Genomic DNA, 22,633 nt, shown 5'->3' on the forward strand with positions numbered 1-22,633 from the left:
TACAAACTTTGCGGTTGATTAGATTAGTTATTCTTACGAAGCTTGCGCTGATTTGCGCCACTTTAAAGGCGAAACACCTAGGACTTGCTTAAAGGCTTTACTAAAAGCGCTTACATCGCTGTAGCCTAACACTTCCGACAACAAGGTGATATCGAGCTGACTTGATTGTAAATGCCAACAAGCTGTGCTCATCCTTACATCGGCTAATAATTGTTTAAAGGTTAAATCTTGCCTTGCTAAACGCCGCTGTAAGGTTCGACGATTCATATTGAGCATAGTCGCTACTTGGTCAATATTGGCATCGTGTAGCCCCATGGTTTGCAATATTAAAGTCTTAACCTTACGTTCGATATCGTCGCCAAACTGGCTGATTAACTGTTCTAAATAGAATTTAACCTGTTGCTTGTCTTGATAAGAGTTAGGCAACAATGGCTGTTCAAGATAACTAGAATCTAAAATTAGTCGATCGTTTTCTTGGTTAAATACCACTGGGCATTCAAAATATTTACGATAAACGCTGCTATCAGAAATCTGGGCGTGGGCAAACTCTAGTCTCTCTACCTGCAGAGGCTGGCCAATCAAGGTTTTAACTAGACCTGCACACACTCCAAACGACAGCTCTTTATACTGCTTCGCATGACTAATATCTTGATAAATCTGATAGCGCTCAATAAATATTGACTGTTCAAATTCTCTCAGCATCCAATACTCACCATGACTATGCAGCATCATATAGCGCTGAGCATTAACCAGCGCCTCGCGCACGGTATGGCTTGCCTGAATAATTAGCCCTACCGAGCCCAACATCTCAAGCCCCTGCTTTGCAGCCAAACGCAGGCCAAAGTCTTGGCAATTAAGCTCGTTAGATGCCAACTCCAATAAGTTAATCATGCTGGCAAAGGCGATCATATTGTCTGGGTTACTGAGATCCCGTGGTAGCAACTCGCATTGCAATAACAAGTTATGAGTATCGCCACCAAGTTCGCTAACCAAAGAGCTAAAGCCCGATAGTGATGCACTACGAATTAAGTAATCTTGTTTCATCTATGCCCTCTCGCCTAGCTAACAACACCTTAACCACCATCAACGTTAGCGATGTTTAGATAATCGCCAATTTGTCACCAAATGACAAGAATGAAAATTAGACAAGCCTTAACCTAAAAATGTCGAATCGATAAACATAATAAAAACGATTAACAACATTGAGGGGAGTTTCTATGTCTGCATACGATACCATTATTAAAGGAGGCCGATACTTTGACGGCACGGGCGCGGCATCGTCGATTCAAAATGTCGCTATCAAAAATGGCAAAATAGTAAAAGTCTCAAGCCAAGCCTTAGATGAAACTGGTTGTAATCACATTATTGATGCTCAACAGAAGTGGGTAATGCCGGGATTTATCGACACTCATACTCATTATGATGCCGAGCTAATTGTTAGCCCTAGCCTTTCAGAGTCTGTACGCCATGGCGTAACAACGGTACTTGTTGGCAGCTGCTCATTAAGCATGATCTGCAGTGAATATGAAGATGCCTCTGATATTTTTACCAGAGTAGAAACTGTGCCTCGAGAGAAAGTCCTCCCCATTTTAAAGCAACATAAAACATGGAGTACGCCTAAGCAGTGGGTCGAGTTTGCGCAGCAACATCCTCTAGGGCCTAACGTTGTCAGTATGCTTGGCCACAGTGATTTACGTGTTGGTGTAATGGGCTTAAGCCGCGCAACTGATCTAAACGTCACTCCCACCGAAATGGAAATGCGCAAAATGGAAAGCTTGCTTAAAGAGTCTCTCGATGTCGGCTTTTTAGGCTTATCGACCATGTGCCTAAAGTGGGACAAAATTGATGGCGACCGCGAATGGTCAAAAAGCTTACCGAGCACCTACGCTAAGTGGAAAGAAGTATCACGCCTAAACAACTTAGTTCGCGAGTACGACCGCGTGCATCAAGGTGCACCGAATGCGGCGGCAATACTACAAATAAACCAATATATGCGCGAATGTATGGGCATTTTTAAAAAGCGCCTAAAAACCACTTTGATTAGCCGTATGGATTTAAAAGGCAGTGTCTACTTGAGCAAAATCACCAATCTTGCCGCTAGAGTGACCAACTTCTTTAATGGCGACTTTCGCTGGCAAGTACTACCAACTCCATTTACCGTGTATGCCGATGGTATTGATGTGGTGTTTTTTGAAGAGTTTGGTGCTGGTGAACTGGCGCTAGACTTAAAAGATAAAATAGCTCGCAATGAACTTTTAAAAGATGAAACCTACCGCCGTGACTTTAGGAAGTTTTACGGCGAAAAGCTCAGTCCCCGCGTATGGCAGCGCGACTTTGGTGATGCCATTATCCTTGAATGCCCAGATCAATCTATCGTGGGTAAAAACTTCGCTGATGTTGCTGAGAGTAAACAGATCCATGTTGTCGATTTATTCCTCGATTTAGTAGTGCAATACGGCACAGATCTGCGCTGGTACACCACGGTAGCTAACCACCGCAAGCACGTTCTAAAGAACATGGTTAAAGACAAAAAGTCTTTAATCACCTTCAGCGATGCCGGTGCGCATATCCGCAATATGGCTTTTTATAACTTGCCGTTACGCATGCTAAAACTGGTCAATGAAAGCATTAATGAAAGCCAAAGTCAGCAAGCTAAAAATAGCCAGGCAATCATGACAATGGAACAGGCAGTGTTCCGCATGACTGGCGATCAGGCGCAGTGGTTCAATATTGATGCAGGCCGAATTCGTGTTGGCGACAGAGCCGATATCGTGGTGCTAAATCCTGCCAAATTTGATCAAAACCTCGAACAAGTAAGCTGGGCTGAAATGGAAAACTTTGGCTTACAGCGCCTTGTTAATCGGAACCCAGGGCTAATAGAGCAAGTATTTATCAACGGTAATCTCGCATGTGAGCATGATCAAATAACCCCCGAACTTGGTAAGAGTATGGACTTCGGAACTTATATTCCGGCGCACTAGCTTGGTCATTTTTAGAAAGGTTAATGCACTCAGCAATGAGTAAATCTATTAATAATAGGGATGTTTAAGATGATAAAAAAAATAAATAATTTAGTTATAGGGCTCTGTTTAGCCCTTGTTTCAATAAGTGGTTATGCCGCCAATAAACCTAATATTGTCGTGATATTTGGTGATGACATCGGCTACGGTAACCTCTCGGCATACAACAACGGCATGCTTGGCTATCAAACACCTAATATCGACAGCATTGCCAATGAGGGAGCAATGTTAACGTCCTATTATGCTGAGCAATCCTGTACCGCTGGACGCTCAGTATTTATTACCGGACAAATGCCGGTGCGCACAGGCTTAAGCAAAGTGGGATTACCCGGTGCTAGCCAAGGCATACAGCCACAAGATATAACCTTGGCCCAAACCCTAAAAGATCTCGGTTACGCAACTGGTCAATTTGGCAAAAATCACTTAGGTGATCGCGATGACATGCTGCCCACTAAGCATGGTTTTGATGAGTTTATGGGTAATCTTTACCACCTTAATGCCGAAGAAGAACCAGAAAATGCTGATTATCCAAAGTCTGCAGCATTTAAACAGCGCTTTGGTCCGCGAGGCGTGATTCGCTCTTATGCCGACGGTAAAATAGAGGATACAGGGCCACTCACCAGCAAACGTATGGAAACCGTTGATGATGAAACCTTAGCGGCAGCCAACGACTTTATCAGCCGACAGGCTGATAAAAACAAGCCATTTTTCTTGTGGTATAACACCACTCGCATGCACAACTACACCCATGTCAGTGATAAAAACTCTGGCGTTACTGGCTTAGGGGATTACGCCGATGGCATGATTGAGCACGATAACCATATCGGCCAATTACTAGCAAAACTCAAACAACTTAATATTGAAGACAATACAGTGGTGATTTACACCACAGACAACGGCCCAATGAACGCCACTTGGCCAGATGCTGCCACCAGCCCCTTTAGAGGCGAGAAAAATACTGGCTGGGAGGGTGGTTTTAGAGTCCCAGCATTTATCAAATGGCCTAATCATATTAAACCCAACTCTAAATTTAATGGCATTGTCTCCTCAGCCGATTGGTTTCCCACATTAATGAGCATTGCAGGCAATAACGACATAAAAAACCAATTACTTTCGGGCTATAAAGCCAGTAATGGCAAGCAATACCGCAACCATTTAGACGGATATAATATGGTGGATTACCTAAGCCAAAAAACCAAGGAAAGCCCACGTAAACAGTTTTTCTATTGGTCTGATGATGGTGAACTGCTTGCCATGCGTGATGGTCGTTGGAAGTTTCATTTTAAAAGCCAAGAAAACAAAGGCATTGCTGTTTGGACTCAACCACAAAAAACCTTAAGAGTGCCTAAATTATTTGATTTAACTATCGACCCTTATGAGAAAGGCGATCAAGGTTTTGGATATGATGATTGGTGGTATAAGCGCGCGTTTGTGGCGATCCCCGCGCAAATTAAAGTCAAGCAGATGTTGGCGACCTTCAAAGAGTTTCCACCAAGACAAGTCCCTGGCAGCTTTACCGTTGATATTGATATGCAAGACTTGGTAAATATCTCTAAGCAAGCTAAGTAAGCTTTGGCCTATCACTGATAACACCATCATTAGGCTAGCGGTTTAGACACCCTAGCCTATTGCTGCTAATAGGCGGTATAATTGCAGCAATTAGTTTCAAACAGATTAGGCCTTATCATGGCGCGCACCGCAGCAGCATTACACATATTAGTTAAGCACCAAACACTGGCTGAAGATATCATCAAGCAGCTCAATAAAGGCGCGAAATTTGACGTTCTTGCCAAGAAACACTCAACCTGCCCATCGGGCAAAAAAGGCGGTAGCTTAGGCGAGTTTAAAAAAGGCCAAATGGTACCGCAGTTCGATAAGGTTTGTTTTACTGGTGAGTTAATCACTCCGCATTTAGTAAAAACTAAGTTCGGTTGGCATGTGGTAAAGATCCTTTATAGAACCTAGATCCCTAGGACGCTGCGCTTTAATGAAGGCTTGAGATCCTAGGACACTACGCTTCGAGGGCGGGCTTCGCCCTGCTAGGAAAATCAAAAGCAAAAAGCACCACCATTGCCGCTTATTTGCTTTAGAAGAAGAGGCTAGATCCTAGGACGCTTCGCTGCGAGAACGGGCTTCGCCCTGCTAGGAAAATCAAAAACGTGACGGGCTAAAGCCCGACCTACAACAATCACCGCTTCTCCCTGCTTTTAACTGGCTCTTTCCGTCTCGGCTTTAATCGTCTTTGCTCTTCCTATGACCTGCTTTTCCTAGAACCTAGGACCTTTCTTTTCCCATCTTTTCCGTGAGTGACACAGTCACGTTCGCAAGGCCGCAGGCCGTTCGGCTTTTACCGTCTTAGCTCTTCCTATGACCTGCTTTTCCTAAAATCTAGCACCTATCTTTTAAGCTGATAAAGATTGCCACTATCGGTACTAAAATAGATATCCCCTTGTGGCGACACTTCAATGTCTCGAATGCGCTCGCCTAGCTTAGCCATTATGCGCTGCTCTGCAACCGCTTTGCCTGCCTCATTGATGGTCACCACATTTATATGGGTCAACTTTAATGCGCCAGCAAGCAACTTGCCATTTAGCTCGGGGAATTTATCACCGCGATACAGCACTAAACTGCCTGGGGCAATGGATGGCACATACACTTTCACGGGAGGCTCAACACCTTCTTTTAATTTGCCCTCGCCTACGCTTAGTGGCCCCCAGTACTCTTTACCGTGAGAGGTAACAGGCCAGCCATAATTAGCACCACGCTTAATAAGATTAATTTCGTCGCCGCCGCGAGGGCCATGTTCGATTGACCACAGTTTTTGTGTTGGCCTATCGTAAACCAAACCTTGAGGATTACGGTGACCATAGCTCCAGATCTCATCTAGCACCGCCTTATCAGTAACAAATGGATTGTCAGAAGGAGTACTACCATCAGGATTAAGGCGTAAAATTGTTCCAGCATGGGTAAGTGTATCTTGACCATTGTCGCGTACACCACGGTCGCCGATAGAAAAATAAACATGCTTATCATCAAATGCAATTCGGCTACCAAAGTGCCTGCCGGTGTCGGAGCGAGAGGTGCTAACAAACAGATCTTGCCAATCAGTTAGCTTGCCATTTTGATAAGTGGCTTTAGCCAGCGTAGTCGCGCCCTCGCCCTCAATATCTTTGCTATAAGTAAGGTAAAGAGTGTTGGCAGCAAACGGCGATACGGCAATATCGAGTAAACCGCCTTGCCCTTGAGCCCAAACATTGTTGGGTTTAGCAATCACTTGCTGGCTACCGGTTTTAAGATTCACTTGCTTGAGCAATCCAGCTCTTTCACTGACCAACATGGTATTGTCATCAATATAGGCCAGCCCCCAAGGCATATTGAGTCCACTTGCCACCTTGACCGCTTCCATTGCCTGAACATTACTCACTGCCAATAAGGTAAACATCAGCACGCTTATTCTTTGGATTATTTTTATCGACATACCTGTCCTCATGTTCAATTAAGCTCTAGGTTATAAAGCCAGCATAAAGCAGTCTATTTAAGATTCAAACCAATCATTTTCTGCTTTCCTAATACTAAGCTTTGCTATTCCTGTGACGGGCTAAAGCCCGACCTACAAAGCCGAGTTTCGGCTAGTTTCACCGTCTTAGCTTGTATCATCTCTGCTCTAATCGTCTTAGAGCTAACCGCCATAGATAAAAAAACGCCTTGCTACATAGGCAGCAAGGCGTTTCATCTCTATAGGTATCCGTTAGTGATAAACGATATTAGCGAATTGCCGAGATCAGGTAATCGATAACCGCTGTTTCAGGTGTCGACTTATGCTTAAGCTCAAATAGCGGCACCGGACGTTCTAACATATTACGCTCAACCATTTCGTTTAAAATTGGTAAGTCGAGAGTGCCCGCCTTACCTGCTAATAAATTATCTAGCGATGTGGTTTTACTTAAGTTAACGATATCTCTAAAGCCCTTGAGATAGAGGAAGTCTTTAGTTAAACCGCCGCCGCGATAAACGCGAGTGGTTAAGGTAAAGGCTTGCTCCGTGGTTTGGCCGTATTCACGCTTAAGGGTTTCGAAAGTCATCGAGAAGTCACGCTGCTCTAGCATCAAGTTCACCGCAATTACCCGCAGCGCCAAAATCTTTAGACGATTAAGGGTTAAGTTGCCCGAGCAATACTCACTATAGATTGCCACACCTTCTTGAGTGTGGGTGTTACCCACTAAACCGAGTGACAAAACTCTTAGCTTTTGGCGGCGAGCGTTAACAGTGGTGAGCATATGCACCCCCAGCTCATGGTAGGCAAAGGCGACTAATTCTTTGCTGGTAAACATGGCATCTTTGTTGATTAATAAGCTACCGCGCTCATTGTTTACCATCGCCTTCGCGACAATACGTGTCGATTTTTCAACCTTACACTTAAGGCCCCACTCATCGGCCTGCTTTTGGAATGACTTCACCGCATAAGCAGAATCATAAATCGCTTCGTCGTCATCCCCCTCAATATCTGGTGCTCGCAACAAAAACTCGGCATTGGCGATATCTTCTTTATCTGGCTGGCCGTAGTATTTAAGCGAGTTATAGACAAATTCGTCTGTGCCAATTGAGCATAAAAGATCAATCTTGGTCGCCAAATTATCAATCACATGGCGATACAGCAGCTGAATATCTGCATCCATAATATTGGCCACAGGCAGCTTATATAACTGCTCGCGGAACTGATATGGATTAAGGTTTAGTTGCTTGTAGCTAAACTCTGGCGCTGCAGCACCTTTACGCGCTAAGAACTTTTTACGCTCACTGGCAATATTGATCGGGTTGATATATTTCAGTGTGGCAACGTTGCTGGCAAGCTTAAATAGGCTCTTATCCAGCGACAGTATTTCAGGTGATAAGGTTGACGATAGCAGGTCAACATTTCTTACCGACTTACGTTTACCAAAACGGCGCATAAAGTATGCCGCAGTCTCAGAGATCGCTTGCTTTACACCCGCCTTAAGCTCTTCTAAAACCAAAGGATACAACTCGCCCGTAGTTTCATCCATGAAGACTTTTTTCACTTCAAGTGGTAACACTAGCGTGTGGTCAAAGTTCGCGTTCACATGGGCAATAAGATAACCACGCCCCTGAAAGACTTCGTCTCTTGCGGCGCGTACATCAAGGTTTGGTAGCTCAATCTTGCTTAACTGCTTCTCAAAATTCTGGCAAGTCGTGCCCCAACGTTCGATATCTATCTGGCTGGTACCAATATTAAAGGTCGGTGTATCGCCTTCAAGTTTCTGGTAGTTATACGAGTGTACGTCAAATACGATGCTGTTTTTAAATTGCTTTTCTAAACGTGCAACCAGTGCGCTTAGTACATTATAGAAAGACTGATGCTTAGCATGGCTTTCATTACGCTGCTTAATGGTTAATGGTTTTTGCCAAGCAGTCTTATAATTGGTTGAATGGGACTTTGGACGGTTCAAATCATATTCAAAACGTGAGTCATTACCAATCAACACGATCGGAAAAGATGACAACATATCTGCCGTATAGGGCGCCTCTGCGTATAGACGCTCTTCGGCCGTTAATCGACAATTGTTTTCCAGCTCGTCACGTAAATTGTGGCCGTTATGGATAGCGGTACACACAAACGGAGAATATTCATCAATCTTTACCGTAAATGAACCCGCTTCTACTTCACCATGGAAGCATTCACCTTTATTAATTAACGCTATACACTCTTTTTCAGATAACCTGAGCATCTTCAATCGCCTTTCTAAATTCAGTCTTTCTTGTGCTCAACGCTTCTTTAGCATCGATAACACTTTCAATAAAATCAATAACTTTTCTCTGAAGCTTAACGTTATTTAACTTGTTAATACGCATGATGCCACCTGGGGCTTGTACGTTCACTTCGATCAACTTTCCGTTGATAACGTCTATGCCAACAAAGAACAAGCCATCACGCACAAGCTTAGGCCCTATTTGCTTACATAGGGCTTTTTCTCTCTTGGTCAGCACATGCTTAACTACACTACCACCAGCGTGAATGTTCGAGCGGACCTCGCCCGGTGCGGGCACTCGTTTCATGGCGCCAATCGGCTCGCCATTTAACATGAGAATACGTATATCCCCCTCATCGGCTCCTTCGACATATTCTTGCAAAATCACGTAGTTGGCACCCTTGCCACTGTTGATGTAAAACTGCAACAGCGAGTGGAAACTCTTCTGCGCCGCTTTCTCGACAAGAATAACGCCCTGACCACCGAAACCGTCTAAGGGTTTCATGATCATCTTATCGGTCTTAGACTCACGCAGTACCTGCTCTAAATACTCGGGTGTCTTAGATACATGGGTGACCGGAATGAAGGTATTATCAGGATCATCAAATGAGGCGGTGTACAGCTTGTTATTGGCGATCCGCAGTCCATCGATATCGTTCATGATGAACACTTGGTCGCGTACCGAATCGAGGAAGTTGAGTGCGATCGGATCGAGCGGTGGGCTCGCGCGCATAAAGATGCTGTCAAATCCTGCTAACGGCAACTGCACCTTTTTAAACTCAGCCCTCTTATAGAAAGAGACGATGTTATTTGGCGTAGGAAGCTCTTTATTGAATACTTGGCAAAACGCACTCGCTTCAGAGTCACGCATGGTTAAATTACTTGTAGTCGCAAGCGCAACGGTATGCCCCCTAACAACACACTCATGGATTAACCTCAGCGTGGTGTCGGTTTCAGGCACGATAGTAGACCATGGGTACATCAAAAATAGAATATTCATAGGGATCTCTTTAAAAAACGGAATGCTCTAAAGATCTTGGGCCAGGTGGTGGCTTGGGGAGGTGTAGAGTATTCAAAATAAACAACACAATGACTTAGGTAACACGACCTAAACCGTACTATGGCATCTATCTATCAATACAAGTTGTACTAGATATGGTGGCGCTAATTTACACCAAATTTTGCAATTGGAATATAAAAATATACCCACAAAATAAAATAAACTCATTCACTAATTACACAACTAGCCGACAAGCCGAAAGCCCCGCAGCATGACCTTTCAAGGCTTTTTCATTATCCATAAACTTGTGCTGAAAACCGGACGGTTTTGAATAACTATTAGCTGAATAACGGTACAACCGCTTTTGAAGTTGCAGAGCTATGCTCAAAGGCAAAAAACTCCCGGTACAGCCAATAGATACAACCTAATGTATAAGCCTATCCACCCACTCTCCCCCAAAACTCGGGGAGATAATGAGGGCTAGAGCTACATCACAACCGATTTATGACTATGCTTTAACTAGTTCATTTATCAGCCCTATAAAAAAGGAAGGGGTAATCCGATGAAGCCAGTCGTTGCCGATAATAAGCCGATAAAAGTTAATCTAACCCAAGGAAAAGATTATTATTTCTGTCGCTGCGGACGTTCTAAGAGTCAACCGTTTTGTGATGGCTCCCACAACGGAACCGAATTTAAGCCTCTGGCTTTTAAGGCTGATAAAACCGAAGAGGCTTATCTTTGTCAGTGCAAACACACGGCTAACGCTCCCTTTTGCGATGGCTCACATAAACAGTTTTCTCAGGCTGATGTGGGTAAACAAGGCTCTGGAGTCATTCAAGCCGTTAATGCGGCTCCCATCGCTCAGAATACAGCCATAGAGCCCACCCTTGAGTATATCCACCTATTGGCGCGAGAAGGTTTATCTAAAGTGGGTCACCACGGACCCATGACATCCATGGGAGTGCCCCGTAATGAGCTTCCTCACTGGGATGACCTGCAGCTAATGGTAGCGCAAATGGCAACCAAGCCGCTCATGGAAGATGCTGAGGTTGCAACAGAGTTAATCATAGGACCCCAGGCAAGAAAACCGCTCAAGCTGGCGATCCCGCTACTGGTCTCCGATATGAGTTTTGGTGCACTCTCGGAAGAAGCTAAAATCGCACTCGCTCGCGGCGCTGAACTAGCTGGAACCGGGATCTGCTCTGGTGAGGGCGGCATGTTAAGCGAGGAGCAAGCTGAAAACTCACGCTATTTCTATGAGCTGGCTAGTGCCCAATTTGGTTATCAAGAGGAGCTACTGCATAAGGTACAAAGTTTTCACTTTAAGGGGGGACAGGGAGCCAAAACCGGCACAGGTGGCCATCTACCAGCGAGTAAAAATATTGGCAAAATCTCTCAAGTCAGAGGGCTAGCAGAGGGCACTGATGCCATCTCCCCCCCCACCTTTATTGATCTTAAAAGCTGTGCCGACTTCAAGCGCTTTGCCGATAGAGTCAGAGAGATCTCAGGCGGGATCCCAATAGGCTTTAAGCTCAGTGCCAATCATATTGAGCAAGATATTCAATTCGCACTCGATGCCAGTGCCGATTATATAATCCTAGATGGTCGAGGTGGCGGTACGGGCGCTGCACCGGAGATTTTTCGCGATCATATCAGCGTACCGACAATTCCGGCACTCGCCAGAGCAAGACGGTACCTCGATCAACAAGGTGTAAGCGGCCAAGTAACCTTAATCATTACTGGCGGAATACGTACACCCATTGATTTTATAAAGGCACTAGCCTTAGGCGCCGACGGCGTGGCGGTATCGAACAGCGCCATGCAGTCTATCGGCTGTGTTGCTGCAAGAATGTGTAATACCAATAACTGCCCTGCCGGGATCGCTACCCAAAATCCCGACTTGCGCCGCCGTCTCGATATTGATAAATCCGCTAAGCAATTACGCAACTTTTTCCAGGCCTCAACCGAGTTGATGCAACTGATGGCAAGAGCCTGCGGCCATGACTCTCTCAGTCAATTTAATAGAGAGGACTTAGCCACTTGGCACCGAGAGATGGCGCGCCTTAGTGGCGTAAAATACTCAGGCTTTATGGAGCCCTAGCTTCATAACCACTTAGTTTATATAGGCTTAGTGATATAGGAGCATAGCTTTATATGAACTTAGCTTTATAGAGACTTTGCTAGATAAGCTGCGGAGATTAAAGAGAGCAATATTAAGACGACAATGCTAAAGAGATTGCTCAATGCCATTCATAAATGCCTTATCGGCTAAGGCGAGCATAGCGAGATCCTCTTTGGTATCGCCGTACGCGTAGATCTGGCTATAGCGGCTTAAATCAAATTCCTGCGACACCTTATAAGCCTTAGCCTCACAGCTACAATCTCCGCCGCTGTAGTGACCGCTATAGCGCCTACCGTCAACAGCCATCTCGCTACAGATGAGTGCTATGCCCATCGTCTTGCACCAAGGCTTAAGATAAAGATCAAGCGAAGCCGAGACCAGCACAACGGTCGCCCCATCGGCTTGGTGCAGCCTTAAGGTTTGCAGCATGTCGGCCCTTAAGCTTGAGGGAATAACTCGGTGAGCATAGGCCTCACCTAAGGCGCTAACCTTATGTTCACAGCGCCCCGCAAAGGCAAAGAAGCTAACAAATGGTCTTAATTTTCGCGCTGGGATCAGCCCCAGTTTATAAAGCAGATATAGCGGCGACATAAACACCACGCCGAGCAACAACCGAAGTGGCGTTGCCGAATAGATAATAAATTTGGTAAACATATCGTGATGGGTCAAGGTGCCATCAAAGTCGAACAAGACTAGCTTCAAGCCGCTCTCCTAAGCTGTCGATACAATAGCGAACTATTCTACCAGCTTTTAGGCAATCTCCTCTTCGATAATATCCACCAGCTTAAGTTGCTCGTCATGACCAAAGGCGGTTTTCTCGGCGTTAGAGACCATAAATACATTCTCGGTACACTCACCTAGGGTACTTATCTTGGCTGAATGAATAATCAGATTGCGCTCAGACAATAAGTTACAGATCTGCTCTAGATAGATGGGATCATCTAGGCTGTTAACCTTGAGTAAGGCGCGGTTCTTCTTGGTCGTATGTAGCACAGTGACCACAGGAGGGCTATCGAAATTCTTTAACGCTCTTGGTGTCATCAACTTTCTCGGTCTTTCTCGCCGCTCAATTGCACGGAAAATGCGTTTGATGATCTGCTCGATTCGTGGCTCATCATCAATGGGTTCATCCCTATGATCCAGCACCTTGATGATCTCTAACACACGGCCGTCTTTAGTCTGCATCATCTGTGCATCTTTCACTTTAAGCTTTGAACTAGCTAAGGTCTTAAACAGATCCACAAACAGCTTGGCTCTATCTTGGGTATAGACAAAGAGACTGGTAAAGCCATGATCACTGTTCTGGCCGGCAAACACTCGGGTAGTCCCTGACTCGGTGGTGAGAATATGCTGAGTGATCTCAACGATATCGGCCACCGAATTACTACTAAAGAAGTTGTTGGGTAAGGTATGCCAAAAGGCGGCTAAGCGTGCTTCATCTACCCCTTGTTGAATCAATAGAGGCTTGGCATCCGCCTGATTCTCACGAATAACGGTACGCACCTCAAAAATATTTTCAATCCCCTGCTTTAACGCATCACGAATCGCCATATACAAGAGCGTCAATTGGCTCTCCTGCCAATCGTTCCAGTAACTCTCGTTAGTTGCCATCATATCGGCAATGGTAAATAGAAACAGCGCATTGAGCTTGTCTTGTGAGCCTACGCTTTTAGCAAGATGTTTAATCACATCCGGCTCACTGATATCTTGGGTCTGAATAGCACTGATCAGCAGGTTCTGGTTGGCGACTAACCAGTAGATAAGCGAAGTAGTTGAGCCTTTCAGCAGATGCTCTTCCGCTAACTCTTTTGCCTGAATGGCGCTCAATTCACTGTTTTCTATGGTCTGTTTACCTGACAGATGATGACACAGGGTTGCAAACACGAGTGCAAAACGGTTACTGATATTTTGGTAAAGCGTATAGGTAAGGCTGTTCTTCTTGTTTAGGGCAAAACTATCAATATATTGAATCGCCTTAAAGGTATGCTCATCCACGGTAAAGGCGTTATGCATATCAAACTGCATCTGCCCCTCGATGGCACGCCACTGGGAGCAATAGGCCGCTAACACGCCGTATCTATGCATCAAGCCCAAACACTTTCGCAAACCTTTTGGATGGGACAAGATAGCTAAAAACTCCTCTCTGCAGCCCTGATAATCTTGCAGTTCGCCGAGTAAACCGCGCCGAGTCTGCCTAAGCAGCCGCAGTGTTTGCGGCGCAATGCCTTCAATATTGTCATTCTCGGCAAGTAACTTAAACATCCGCATAACCTGACGCTTATCGATAAAGGCTTGGGTAAACTTCACCTCAATGAGCCCATTACAAACACTGAAATACTTATCGATAGCGTCTAGATTGCTGCGCTCGGTGTCATTTAAGGTATCGAGCTTAAAGGAGTCACAGATGATCTGATTTAACTCTCGCACTCGGGTCATCGCCCTAAATAACTGGCGCATCATACGCTCGATGGCGAGCTGGCTATTATCGCCTTGACCAAAATGCATAAATTCGGCGACTGCCGCCTGATGCTCAAACAGCAGCACATCTTGGGCAGACTGAGTCACGCAGTGAAGCGCCCATCTAACCCGACAGATAAAATCATAGGCTTCTAGCAGTTCATAGACTTCGTCCTGCTGTAGAAAGCCGATAGTCTTTAAGGCATTGGCATTGGCTAATGAAAAGTGCTTCTGTGCAATCCACATGATGGTGTGTACATCACGCAGACCACCGGGGTTGTTCTTCAAATTAGGTTCTAAATACAGCGCGGTATTCTGCGCTTTATTATGTCGTTGCAACTGCTCATCCATTTTTGCGTCGTAGAAGGACAGGCTGGTCCACAACTCATCTTGGTAAAGCTGCTCTTTAATGGATTGAGCGTGTTTCTTAGGGCCAACTAGACAGCGAATATCCAGCAGGTTTGTCGCTATGGTGATATCTGACTTTGCAGACTCTATCGATTCAGAAAGTGTTCTAACGGTTTGGCCTATGTCTAAACCAAAATCCCAGAGGCGGGTGAGGAAGAGGGATAATTGTTCTTGCTGCTGCGGGGTTAACTCTTGTTCGATTATAATGGCTAAATCGATATCCGACCTAGGGTGCAGCGCCCTTCGACCGTATCCTCCCACCGCATTGAGCGATATAGATGTATTATGCAGGTGGTACATCTTCCATAGCGATACCAACATTTCGTCTATATGTTTCGCCCGTCTTTTCAGCAAAGACTGTACCGGCAGGGTTAAAAACTGCTCGTTAAGCCTTGCATCGAAGGTTTTTATATGGAGCTTTAACTCCGCAATGGAGTTCAGTTCCAATACATTAGACATAATAAGGGCTTTTCCTAATCGCTAAACAACAGGTTTATACTAGCTGACGACTCACTCATATTTAATGACTGCTGAGTAAACTTAGCCGTCTAAAAGGTGACTCGAACTGAAGCAACAACCTCAAAACAATAACAATTACAAGACTTTTTTTCAACAAACCACAAGGCAAACCCTGAGTAAAACCCCGAGGTAGCCCTGAGTTTAGCCCCCAAAAATAGGTTAGTTTCCAGCCAGAGCCCGTCCTTAAAAAGCACAAAAAACACACAACACAGGTAGCTAAAGCCATTGAATAAGCACTAATTAACAACGTTTACCCTTAGGTGCTAATAGAGTACTCTCTGGTAGCATGTACACCTATATACTGTAAATAGATTAGCGATAAGCTAAAGGTCGCCTCAATGAAACAAAAAATTGTATTGGTTAAGAGTTATTTTGCCAAGATTGAAACCGATAAGCGCGAAGAGATGTGGGCCGCGAAACCAAAAACATCAGACTTTGAATACTCCACCTGCAAGGTTGATAGCGACAGACTCAACGCTGACCTGCAACTGGCGATTGAAAAGTTAAACCTCGATGGCTACCGGGTGGTGCAGATAACACCTGTTACCTCTGGAGACTTTGCCTTTAAAGATCACTTCAGTGATCCCCATTTACTGGGTAACGGTGTCACCACCGAAGGTGGCTATGGCTATGGTTTTTCCTATACCGACAGCTTGATTATTCTAGCTGAACTTGTTGCCGTACCAGCACAACAGGGCCTTGATGAAGCGGATCCTGACGTTAGCGTTATGTCCTTTGAGACTAATTAAGTAACAAATAGGAAAAGCTGAGGCTGTTAGACATTTTGAAATAGTAACTCAATGGTAAAGGTAAGGATGATCTGATTAATCCGCATCGAAAATTCATCCTCTTTACTCCAATTGTATTCCGGCGTGATCGCGAAGAATAACCAATCCCTAGCAAAGTTCTGTCGGTAGGTAAAACTAACGCTAGCATTCTTAACGTAATGATAAGGCTCATCGACGCCATAAATACTCGCCTGATAGCTCAACGCCTGCTTGTTATTGATGTATTGATAGACTTTAAGGCTAGAGCCAAACTCCCAACCATTATCACGATTTTCATATTGCGCCACCGCGCTCCATCGACCCACAAATGTCTCATTAAACGCATGCTCAATATCAAACTCGGTCGACTCCCCTGTTACCTTCTTCTCTTGATAGAGCTTTTGAGTGAGTCGCGTCACTGTACTCTCAGAGAGAGGATAGGTGTAACGCCACCTCGCTTCAATCTTAGGCTTAAAATTCGCCTTAATATTGAAACTGACGCGATCTTTAGCGTACCAATCATATCTCAGGCCAATATCCCGCTCATTATTATCATCTGGTGATTTGATAAAGCCAAACGGATCATCCTCACCTGTCGAGTCTAAAATGATCTTTAAGCGTTTAGTCACACCGGGTAGATTTAGTCTGGCGTTGAGGTTGGCTCGATATTTAAAGCCCTCTTTCTCGTAATAAGCAAAGTCGTTATACCAACGCACAATCGTGCCGGCTCTAGCATCCTCTTCGACTCTCTCATCCACAAAAAAACTATCAAACCAGATTGCGGGTTGGCAGAATTTAGTGTTGATGTAGTCGAAGGCTTTATCTATCGCCCCCTCCATCTGTGACTGGCTATAACAAGGGTCTTCTTCAGGGGGCGGGTTAACTTCTACAGCCTTAGCTTCTACCGCTTTAGATTCTGTAGAGCGAGCATCAGCACCTGAGTACACTTCTGGCTCAGCTTCTGCCAACCTCACTTCTTTAAGGGCGCGCACTGAAGCTTGCCCACCATATGCTGGGGCAAGGTTTAAAGCTAAAACTGTAAATAACAACCACTTAGACGACAAAAAACGCACTCAGAATATAACATTAATATATCGGGATAGTATCACCCATTACATCGACTTTACATCTCAAGCGTCATTCATCTTGTGACTCATTAGCAGTAGACTTAGATAACCAGACAAGCTTAGGTAGTTGGGTCAGATCTAAGCAGTCTCCTAACTGGGCTATCGCACTGTGACTCGGCGCTAAGTTAGGATCTGCAGAAAGCTGTGCTAGCAATACTTTCTGCGCCTCAACCTCTCCATGCACTAATATCACCGGAGGAGAGTTGCTAAAGTGTCGATACCAATGCAATAACTCAGCTTGATCCGCATGGGCCGACAGGCCACCCACAGTATGCAACTTAGCTGCGACATTAACGCTTTGACCACTAATGGTTAAGCTTTTAGCGCCATCGACTAACAGTCGTCCGGGCGTACCCTGTGCCTGATAGCCACAAATAATCACGTCCGATAACGGGTTTGCTAAATTGTGTTCGAGATGACAGCGAATTCGGCCACCGTTACACATACCGCTACCCGCAATAACGATCAAGCCTTGGTGAATATGATTTAACTCCATCGACTCCTCAGTGGTATCGATAAAGTCGACATTCGACAGCAGTGGATGCTTGCCCGGTGACATACGGGTAAAACGCTTAAAATCTTCATCCATTAGGCTGTAGTTTTTTACATAGATCTGTGTCGCCCGAATCGCCATCGGGCTATCGAGGCAAATCCTCCAGCGAGAAAGATCCCAATCTTTGGCGTGAAGGTGAAACAGATACAGCAACTCTTGTGCTCGGCCAACCGAAAAGGCGGGTAGCAAAATATTGCCTCGACTCTGCTCTATGGTACGGGCAAATATCGACTTTAACTCCTCTAAGGTATCATCCCAGCCACGGTGTCGTCTGTCGCCATAGGTACTTTCCATCAGCACCAGATCGGCCTTTTCGATGAGTGTCGGGTCATCCAGAATAGGCATGCCCTCTCGACCAAGATCGCCGCTAAAAACCAGCTTTTTGCTCTCATCCCCTTGGCCAAGCCACAGCTCAACCACGGCAGAGCCTAGAATATGTCCCGCATCAGATAAACAGACTTTAAGCTGAGGGGTCACTTGCGCCTTCTCGCCATAATCGATCGCCACAAATTGCTGCATCACCCGATCGACATCAGCTTCATCAAAGAGTGGTTCCAGCAAAGGTAAGTCATTCTTTTCCCGCTTCTTATTAAGTCTTTCTGTATCCCGAGCCTGCAGCATAGCTGCGTCTCTAAGCATCACATCACAAAGCTCCACCGTGGCCTTTTGGCTATAGATGGGCCCCGTAAACCCTGATTTCACTAATAAAGGGAGCCGACCTGAATGGTCAATATGAGCATGGCTTAATACCACGGCATGGATCTGCGATGGCTTAAAAGCGAAGGGCTCATGGTTGCGTAACACATCAGCCTTACTTCCCTGGATCAGGCCACAATCGAGCAGTACTTGATACCCTTCTATATTGAGTAGATGACAAGAGCCTGTCACCTCTTGAGCTGCACCGAGAAAAGAGAGAGTCATCTGCATCGCTATCTTCCTTAAAAGGCACCTTAATCCCCTTCTCCGTAGCGTTAATAAAGGGTGAGTCATCTCTGGTGCTTATGTTTAAAAGATATACCCTTAACTCAATTCCGACTAGCAGAAGTGGGAAAAATATCTTGCTGTAATTAGATAATATGAAGACCATAAAAAAAGCAGGAATAACTTAACTATCCTGCTTATAAAATGGGAGCTTAGAGGTGAGCCCTAGTGCGGGCTCAATACGACTCAGTCAGGCTTTACGCCTAATTTTATTTAGTATTTGGCTTGCAGTGTTAGCCACAGCTTATCGGTATCGTTTGAGAAACCGTAGCCCGCATCAGCACCACTAAAGCTGGCATACTTAACACCTACGCTATAGTACTTAGCAAATGGGTAAGTTGCTGCAACTCCCCACTCTTTACCCATATCGATATCGCCATAGTCAGAATCAAACTTATGGTATTTAGCTAAGAGTTTTAGCCCTGCAAGCTTAGCTGTCACGACAAAATGAGTATCAACTAGACCGTTTTCCCAGTTGCCTTTACCACCGAATAGGAACTTATCAGTCCAGCCGTTAAATGCATGTAACGTCGCTAAGGGAGTAATGAAACCCGCTTTACCATCGTCCGAACCTAATACTTCGTAACCGACCTTAGCGCCGATGAAGTCGAAGTTAACGCCCGCTCCTAACTTGTAGTATGAAGCGCTATAACTCACAGGATTATCACTACCTTCAGACTGCTGTGCATATTCCGCTTCATAGCTTAGCTTTAGGGCATCGAGTTTAATGTCACCAGTTGCGCGAATACCGTAGGTATCGTTAGAGAAAGACGGAACATCTATGTTATCAATTAAATATGCATAACCTGAAATCTTAGCGAAATCTAACGCCTTGTAGTTGAGGTTTACTAGGTTAGTTTCATTTTCATGCTCTTCTTTGCCTGAACCCTCAGGGAAAATACGGTTCACATTGGCCACATAAGCGTAGTAAGCCGTTAAGCCTTCAATCGCGGTATTCTTCACCGACACGGCATCATAAGTCTGCTCATTTTGACGGAAACCGACGCCACCAACAAAACGTTGGTTATCGAGTAAAATACGTTGACGACCAAGCTTTGCTAACGTTTCTGCAGGGCCTTTATAGCCGATGTAACCCTGATTAATTTGGGTATACTTATAATCGCCAATCAAAGGCTCATTGTCTGTAGAGCGCACATCATCAACCTCAGCCACTGCAAACAGGTTATATAAGTCACCAGTTTGGTAGTTCAGACGAGTACGAAGCGTTGTTTGATTTTGCTGATCAACATTAGCCACATCCACATCTTCATAGCGAAGACGGAACTGCACTTTTACTGCGGAATCATCAATAAAAGCTTTCTTAAGCGGGTCAACGGTTTCTGCAGTTACAGCGGTTGAAGCTAAGCTTGCGAGTACAGCTAGAGTAAGGGTATGGACTTTCATTTATTGTAATCCTTTTGTTTCATCATTCTCATGCGTAGTTATATTGATGAAACAAATCAGGCTTTTTGATCTAAAACAATGTTACACAATGATTACAAACCGCTTACTAAATATGTGACAAAGATCATCAGCGAATACTAATTTAGTAGTACCCACAAATAGGTATAAACTCTATTTAGCTAATTGTTAAGCTACTTAAGTAGTTAGCAACTGAAAGCCGCTCCAGTGAACTAGGCTGCAAGCTATTTACTCTACAAGATTCAACACTAGGCTAGATTTGAGTAACGATACAATAAAAAGGAGAGTGAAAGTGCGACTAATCGCCTTGTAATTCCTCATGTAATTAGCTTTACTTATCTAGCAACAATACTGTTAATTAACTATTTAGGGGTTGATATGTTAGGTGAAAACCACTCAATTATGCATGAGTTTCCTGAGTACCAAGATATTATTGTTAAGCTATGCCAAAGTGATGACTCTTTTGCACAAGACACCAAACGCTACAATGCACTCGATAAAGAGATCCGCGAACTTGAATTAAAGGGCGCGCCAATTGATGACAACGCCATGCATCAATTAAAACACGATCGAGCCGAACTAAAAGACTCGCTGTTTCATCGTCTGAATACAGATGCCTAATCAGCAAGTATCAGTTAATCAAGCATACATTGATTAATCGATCACAAAAAGGGAGCCTAAGCTCCCTTTTTTAGTATCCTCCTTTTGCTCAAGCTGGCCCCCATTCGCAACAAAAGACAGACAAATGTTTCACTCACTTTACATTTACTGGTATCTTTGCAGCGCATATTTAGAAAGGACATCAAAATGCTGCAGCAAAAATCAAAATTAACTCAATTATTCAAAGCACTTTCATTGGCTAAAGCCCTACCCTTCATCTTGCTTATCATCGCCATCTTCAACTCCTACTTCATCGTGGTTGAAGGGCATGTAGGTGTGGTAAAGCGCTTTGGGGAAGCCAAAGATCAACAAAACCCTGGATTACATTTTAAGATCCCATTTATTGAAACGGTTGAGATGATCGAGGTAAGAACACGAAAGAATGCCGAGAAAATGGCATCGAGTACCAAAGAGCAGATGCCGGTGACCATAGAGGTCAGTGTAAACTGGACTGTAAATAAAGAAGCCGCATTAGATCTCTTTAAGCGTTATGGTGGTCTGACACAATTTGAGCAGCGAATTCTCGATCCCCGCTTTCGTTCCGCCACTAAAGATACCATTCCACAATTTGAAGCCGAACAGTTAATCCAAGATAGGGCCAGTGCAATTCAAGGCATCGAGCGCCGCCTAGCCGAAGAGATGGAAGGCTTTCCTGTTATTGTTGATAACATTCAAATTGAAAATATCATCCTGCCACAAAAGTACATTAACTCAATTGAGATAAAGCAGACTGAAAAAAACCTTGCCGCTGCCGAAGAGCACAAGCTTGAACGACAACGTCTCGAGGCGCTTCGCGCTGTAAACACTGCCGACGCAAGAGCAAAAGGCATCCTTAAAGTTGCCGAAGCCGAAGCTCAGTCAATTCTGTTAAAGGGTAAAGCGGAAGCGGAGGCTATCGAAGCAAAAGCTAAGGCTCTTAAAAACAATCCGCTTATTGTAAAGTTAACAGAAGCGCAAGCTTGGGACGGTAAACTCCCCAGCACTATGATGGGTGAAGGTGCCATGCCGATAATGGACATTAGAGATTCTGCAAGGTCAAAAGAATAGCTATTCTTAAGTAACGGGTGAGTGAAATCCCCACTCACCTGCGTTATGTATCTAGAGTGAACACTAACCAAAACATGATTCGATGAAAACTGCTGACGAGATAAGCTTAAGACTTAGTCAATAATGAAAGGCTAGTTAGTCCAACTCTGCACCAGACCAATTTAGAATAATCTACATTCATAAAATGCGAGCCTATCTTGGTCTTCTAACTACCTTTACGCTTTTTGCAATTTAGCTATTAGCTGCTTCTCTACATTAAGAAACGTTTGTGTTTCAAATTTTAGATTAATAAAGGCGGAGTCACGCCCCCTCATCTTTTGCTCTAGAGTGACTCTAACCCCATCAGAGTCAATCGCCACCCAACGCTTACCATTACAACGCCCCTGTAAGACACATTGATATGAACTCAGCTCGCCAGAGGTAAAATCTATAACTTGATAACCGCTATCAATGAGTGAATCTTTAATTTCATGAAAATCGCTTTTGAAGCTAACCCCATGAGCCGAATAATCATGCGTACTCATAACCACTTTCACTAACCCTTTTTCGGGAATTTGAACGAGCTTGTACAACTTAGCGATAGAATTGTTTTTAGGTAAATGATCCGTTTTAACTTCACAGTAATCCTGAAGTTTAGTCACCTTCCCATACTTGCCGATATCCTCCCCCCACGCAATGCCAAAAGGAGTCGATGCAGATACAGTCATAGGTGCGATCAGTAAAAGTAAACTAAGTATTCTCATCTATCATTCCATCGAGTCAAAATTTTGGCGCATACTACCACT

At 44.5% G+C, this 22,633-nt stretch carries 17 protein-coding genes; 7 read left to right on the forward strand and 10 right to left on the reverse strand.

What is annotated here, in order from left to right:
• Window positions 1-33: 33 nt before the first annotated feature.
• Window positions 34-1,044 (reverse strand): AraC family transcriptional regulator, encoded by a 1,011-nt coding sequence (locus K5Q92_RS04810; protein WP_220767916.1) that lies wholly within the window; start codon window positions 1,042-1,044, stop codon window positions 34-36.
• A 173-nt stretch (window positions 1,045-1,217) separates the two neighbouring features.
• Here K5Q92_RS04810 and K5Q92_RS04815 point away from each other — a divergent pair, with 173 nt between their 5' ends.
• The 3 genes from K5Q92_RS04815 to ppiC all read left to right on the forward strand — a co-directional run bounded on the left by K5Q92_RS04815 (window position 1,218) and on the right by ppiC (window position 4,985).
• Window positions 1,218-2,981, forward strand: coding sequence for an amidohydrolase family protein (locus K5Q92_RS04815; protein WP_220767917.1), 1,764 nt, complete (start codon window positions 1,218-1,220; stop codon window positions 2,979-2,981).
• A gap of 60 nt (window positions 2,982-3,041) precedes the next feature.
• A complete protein-coding gene (locus tag K5Q92_RS04820) occupies window positions 3,042-4,589 on the forward strand; it encodes an arylsulfatase (protein ID WP_374758439.1) in 1,548 nt (515 codons plus the stop codon).
• 117 nt (window positions 4,590-4,706) lie between these two features.
• Window positions 4,707-4,985: a peptidylprolyl isomerase PpiC gene (gene ppiC / locus K5Q92_RS04825; protein WP_220767947.1), complete on the forward strand. Its 279-nt coding sequence runs from the start codon at window positions 4,707-4,709 to the stop codon at window positions 4,983-4,985.
• A 430-nt stretch (window positions 4,986-5,415) separates the two neighbouring features.
• Here the strand turns inward: ppiC and K5Q92_RS04830 are convergent, their stop codons facing one another.
• The 3 genes from K5Q92_RS04830 to gshB all read right to left on the reverse strand — a co-directional run bounded on the left by K5Q92_RS04830 (window position 5,416) and on the right by gshB (window position 9,785).
• Window positions 5,416-6,498: a PQQ-dependent sugar dehydrogenase gene (locus K5Q92_RS04830; protein WP_220767919.1), complete on the reverse strand. Its 1,083-nt coding sequence runs from the start codon at window positions 6,496-6,498 to the stop codon at window positions 5,416-5,418.
• A 286-nt stretch (window positions 6,499-6,784) separates the two neighbouring features.
• Window positions 6,785-8,764 (reverse strand): flavohemoglobin expression-modulating QEGLA motif protein, encoded by a 1,980-nt coding sequence (locus tag K5Q92_RS04835; RefSeq protein WP_220767920.1) that lies wholly within the window; start codon window positions 8,762-8,764, stop codon window positions 6,785-6,787.
• Window positions 8,748-9,785, reverse strand: coding sequence for a glutathione synthase (gene gshB, locus K5Q92_RS04840; RefSeq protein ID WP_220767921.1), 1,038 nt, complete (start codon window positions 9,783-9,785; stop codon window positions 8,748-8,750). The genes K5Q92_RS04835 and gshB overlap by 17 nt, the downstream gene beginning before the upstream one ends.
• A gap of 562 nt (window positions 9,786-10,347) precedes the next feature.
• Between gshB and K5Q92_RS04845 the strand changes: the two genes are divergently transcribed.
• Complete coding sequence (locus tag K5Q92_RS04845) at window positions 10,348-11,886, forward strand: glutamate synthase-related protein (RefSeq protein ID WP_220767922.1); 1,539 nt, start codon at window positions 10,348-10,350, stop codon at window positions 11,884-11,886.
• 126 nt (window positions 11,887-12,012) lie between these two features.
• Here the strand turns inward: K5Q92_RS04845 and K5Q92_RS04850 are convergent, their stop codons facing one another.
• Window positions 12,013-12,609 (reverse strand): HAD-IB family hydrolase, encoded by a 597-nt coding sequence (locus K5Q92_RS04850; protein ID WP_220767923.1) that lies wholly within the window; start codon window positions 12,607-12,609, stop codon window positions 12,013-12,015.
• A 48-nt stretch (window positions 12,610-12,657) separates the two neighbouring features.
• Window positions 12,658-15,231 (reverse strand): [protein-PII] uridylyltransferase, encoded by a 2,574-nt coding sequence (gene glnD, locus K5Q92_RS04855; protein ID WP_220767924.1) that lies wholly within the window; start codon window positions 15,229-15,231, stop codon window positions 12,658-12,660.
• Window positions 15,232-15,629: 398 nt separating this feature from the next.
• Here glnD and K5Q92_RS04860 point away from each other — a divergent pair, with 398 nt between their 5' ends.
• The gene (locus K5Q92_RS04860) at window positions 15,630-16,040 is read left to right on the forward strand and encodes a hypothetical protein (protein WP_220767925.1); all 411 of its coding nucleotides are present in this window, start codon (window positions 15,630-15,632) and stop codon (window positions 16,038-16,040) included.
• 26 nt (window positions 16,041-16,066) lie between these two features.
• Here the strand turns inward: K5Q92_RS04860 and K5Q92_RS04865 are convergent, their stop codons facing one another.
• The 3 genes from K5Q92_RS04865 to K5Q92_RS04875 form a co-directional block, all read right to left on the reverse strand.
• Window positions 16,067-17,050, reverse strand: a complete 984-nt coding sequence (locus K5Q92_RS04865; RefSeq protein ID WP_259649497.1) for a hypothetical protein — start codon at window positions 17,048-17,050, stop codon at window positions 16,067-16,069.
• 145 nt (window positions 17,051-17,195) lie between these two features.
• Complete coding sequence (locus K5Q92_RS04870; RefSeq protein WP_220767926.1) at window positions 17,196-18,665, reverse strand: MBL fold metallo-hydrolase RNA specificity domain-containing protein; 1,470 nt, start codon at window positions 18,663-18,665, stop codon at window positions 17,196-17,198.
• A 267-nt stretch (window positions 18,666-18,932) separates the two neighbouring features.
• Complete coding sequence (locus K5Q92_RS04875; RefSeq protein WP_220767927.1) at window positions 18,933-20,123, reverse strand: alginate export family protein; 1,191 nt, start codon at window positions 20,121-20,123, stop codon at window positions 18,933-18,935.
• Window positions 20,124-20,519: 396 nt separating this feature from the next.
• Here K5Q92_RS04875 and K5Q92_RS04880 point away from each other — a divergent pair, with 396 nt between their 5' ends.
• The gene (locus K5Q92_RS04880) at window positions 20,520-20,762 is read left to right on the forward strand and encodes a YdcH family protein (protein WP_220767928.1); all 243 of its coding nucleotides are present in this window, start codon (window positions 20,520-20,522) and stop codon (window positions 20,760-20,762) included.
• A 186-nt stretch (window positions 20,763-20,948) separates the two neighbouring features.
• Window positions 20,949-21,848 carry a prohibitin family protein gene (locus K5Q92_RS04885; RefSeq protein WP_220767929.1) on the forward strand — a complete coding sequence of 300 codons (900 nt, stop codon included), beginning with the start codon at window positions 20,949-20,951 and terminating at the stop codon, window positions 21,846-21,848.
• 215 nt (window positions 21,849-22,063) lie between these two features.
• Here K5Q92_RS04885 and K5Q92_RS04890 read toward each other — a convergent pair whose 3' ends face one another.
• Window positions 22,064-22,555, reverse strand: a complete 492-nt coding sequence (locus K5Q92_RS04890; RefSeq protein ID WP_220767930.1) for a hypothetical protein — start codon at window positions 22,553-22,555, stop codon at window positions 22,064-22,066.
• Window positions 22,556-22,633: the final 78 nt, after the last annotated feature.

This window comes from Shewanella sp. MBTL60-007 (assembly GCF_019654915.1).
Classification (GTDB): domain Bacteria; phylum Pseudomonadota; class Gammaproteobacteria; order Enterobacterales; family Shewanellaceae; genus Shewanella.

Coding starts and splice junctions, on each gene's coding strand:
- K5Q92_RS04810 (WP_220767916.1), bottom strand. CDS start 1,044: ATGAAACAAGATTACTTAATTCGTAGTGCATCACTATCGGGCTTTAGC.
- K5Q92_RS04815 (WP_220767917.1), top strand. CDS start 1,218: ATGTCTGCATACGATACCATTATTAAAGGAGGCCGATACTTTGACGGC.
- K5Q92_RS04820 (WP_374758439.1), top strand. CDS start 3,042: ATGTTTAAGATGATAAAAAAAATAAATAATTTAGTTATAGGGCTCTGT.
- ppiC (WP_220767947.1), top strand. CDS start 4,707: ATGGCGCGCACCGCAGCAGCATTACACATATTAGTTAAGCACCAAACA.
- K5Q92_RS04830 (WP_220767919.1), bottom strand. CDS start 6,498: ATGTCGATAAAAATAATCCAAAGAATAAGCGTGCTGATGTTTACCTTA.
- K5Q92_RS04835 (WP_220767920.1), bottom strand. CDS start 8,764: ATGCTCAGGTTATCTGAAAAAGAGTGTATAGCGTTAATTAATAAAGGT.
- gshB (WP_220767921.1), bottom strand. CDS start 9,785: ATGAATATTCTATTTTTGATGTACCCATGGTCTACTATCGTGCCTGAA.
- K5Q92_RS04845 (WP_220767922.1), top strand. CDS start 10,348: ATGAAGCCAGTCGTTGCCGATAATAAGCCGATAAAAGTTAATCTAACC.
- glnD (WP_220767924.1), bottom strand. CDS start 15,231: ATGTCTAATGTATTGGAACTGAACTCCATTGCGGAGTTAAAGCTCCAT.
- K5Q92_RS04860 (WP_220767925.1), top strand. CDS start 15,630: ATGAAACAAAAAATTGTATTGGTTAAGAGTTATTTTGCCAAGATTGAA.
- K5Q92_RS04870 (WP_220767926.1), bottom strand. CDS start 18,665: ATGCAGATGACTCTCTCTTTTCTCGGTGCAGCTCAAGAGGTGACAGGC.
- K5Q92_RS04875 (WP_220767927.1), bottom strand. CDS start 20,123: ATGAAAGTCCATACCCTTACTCTAGCTGTACTCGCAAGCTTAGCTTCA.
- K5Q92_RS04880 (WP_220767928.1), top strand. CDS start 20,520: ATGTTAGGTGAAAACCACTCAATTATGCATGAGTTTCCTGAGTACCAA.
- K5Q92_RS04885 (WP_220767929.1), top strand. CDS start 20,949: ATGCTGCAGCAAAAATCAAAATTAACTCAATTATTCAAAGCACTTTCA.
- K5Q92_RS04890 (WP_220767930.1), bottom strand. CDS start 22,555: ATGACTGTATCTGCATCGACTCCTTTTGGCATTGCGTGGGGGGAGGAT.